This window comes from Ralstonia sp. SET104 (assembly GCF_003851545.1).
In the GTDB taxonomy this organism is placed as follows: domain Bacteria; phylum Pseudomonadota; class Gammaproteobacteria; order Burkholderiales; family Burkholderiaceae; genus Ralstonia.
In genome coordinates this window covers 1-1,487 of sequence record NZ_BHVX01000038.1, presented here as the reverse complement: position 1 = coordinate 1,487, position 1,487 = coordinate 1, and the positions used below count along the sequence as shown (strand labels likewise).

The following is a 1,487-nucleotide window of genomic DNA, read 5'->3' as shown; positions in this document are numbered from 1 at the left end:
GCGTTGGCTGAACGCTGGCGGCAGGTGTTCGGTCATCCAGCGCCAGCCAAGTGTCGCGCCGAGTTCCTACGCCAGGCGATCGGCTGGCAGATGCAGGCTGCAGTGTTCGGTGGCCTGTCGGCTTCGGATCGGCGCCGGCTGCTGCGGGGCACACCATCCGCCACGCCAAAGCTAGTGACAGGATCGCACCTGATCCGGGTCTGGCAAGGCGACACGCATCAGGTCACTGTGTTGGAGGATGGATACTGGTATGCCGGCCAGCGTTGGAGAAGCCTTTCGGCCATCGCCAAGGCGATCACGGGCACTGCCTGGTCTGGACCCGTGTTCTTCGGGATCAAGCCATGAAGCGCGGCACCCTCGCGTGTGCGATCTATACCCGCAAGTCCTCCGAGGAAGGGCTTGAACAGGGCTTCAACTCGCTCGATGCACAACGCGAGGCGTGTGAAGCCTATGTCCTGAGTCAACAGCACGAGGGCTGGCATGCTTTGGCGATCCACTATGATGATGGAGGGTTCTCGGGTGGCACGATGGAGCGACCGGCGCTGCAACGGCTACTGGCCGACGTACAGGCCCGACGTATCCGGATCGTGGTGGTCTACAAGGTGGATCGATTGACCCGGTCACTGGCTGACTTTGCCAAGATCGTTGAGCAGTTCGATGCGCATGGCGTGTCGTTTGTCTCTGTCACCCAGCAGTTCAATACAACCTCGTCGATGGGACGGTTGACGCTCAATGTGCTGCTCTCCTTTGCGCAGTTCGAGCGAGAGGTCACAGGAGAGCGCATCCGCGACAAGATCGCTGCCTCCAAGCAGAAAGGCATGTGGATGGGCGGGATGATGCCAACTGGGTATCGCGCCAATGGCCGCACGCTGGAGGTCGAGCCGGAGGATGCAGCATTGATCGAGCGTCTGTACACCCGTTATCTGGCACTGGGCTCCGTGCGAGTGCTGAAAGATGAATTGGATCGCGACGGGATTGTGACGCCGCGCCGGGTTTCCAATGGCGGGCGAGCATATGGCGGACGGCCGTTCAGCCGAGGGCAGTTGTATCGGATCCTGGCGTCACCCGTTTATCTGGGGAAGATCCAGCACAAGGATCAAGTGCATGCGGGCCAGCATCCGGCGATCATTGAGCCTGCAGTGTGGGAGGCGGTGCAAGCTAAGCTTCGGGAGAACCGCCAAGGTCATCGCCAACATCAAACAAGCCCATCCACCAGTCTATTGGTTGGACGCTTGATCGATCATCAAGGTCGAAGGCTGATCCCTTCACACAGCCAGAAGAAGGCCAAGCGCTATCGGTATTACGTGTCCGAGCCATTGGTCACCCGGGATCGGGATCACGCGCCCGATGGGATGCGCCTGCCCGCACAGGAACTCGAAACCGTCGTGGTGGATGCGTTGCGCAACTGGCTTGTCGATGCCGATGCTGTGCTGCAGGCGCTCACCGGCATCCCACCCGAGCAGGTACAAAACGTTCTGGCCGAAAGC

Annotated in this window: 2 protein-coding genes; both read left to right on the top strand. The window is 60.6% G+C overall.

Features of this window, described 5'->3' with window-relative positions:
• Positions 1-345 (top strand): DUF2924 domain-containing protein (locus tag PSUB009319_RS22700; RefSeq protein ID WP_148090240.1); only part of this gene is annotated, 345 nt, incomplete at its 5' end.
• The coding region (locus PSUB009319_RS22695; protein WP_148090239.1) for a recombinase family protein at positions 342-1,487 on the top strand (1,146 nt) is incomplete at its 3' end. The genes PSUB009319_RS22700 and PSUB009319_RS22695, both read left to right, overlap by 4 nt.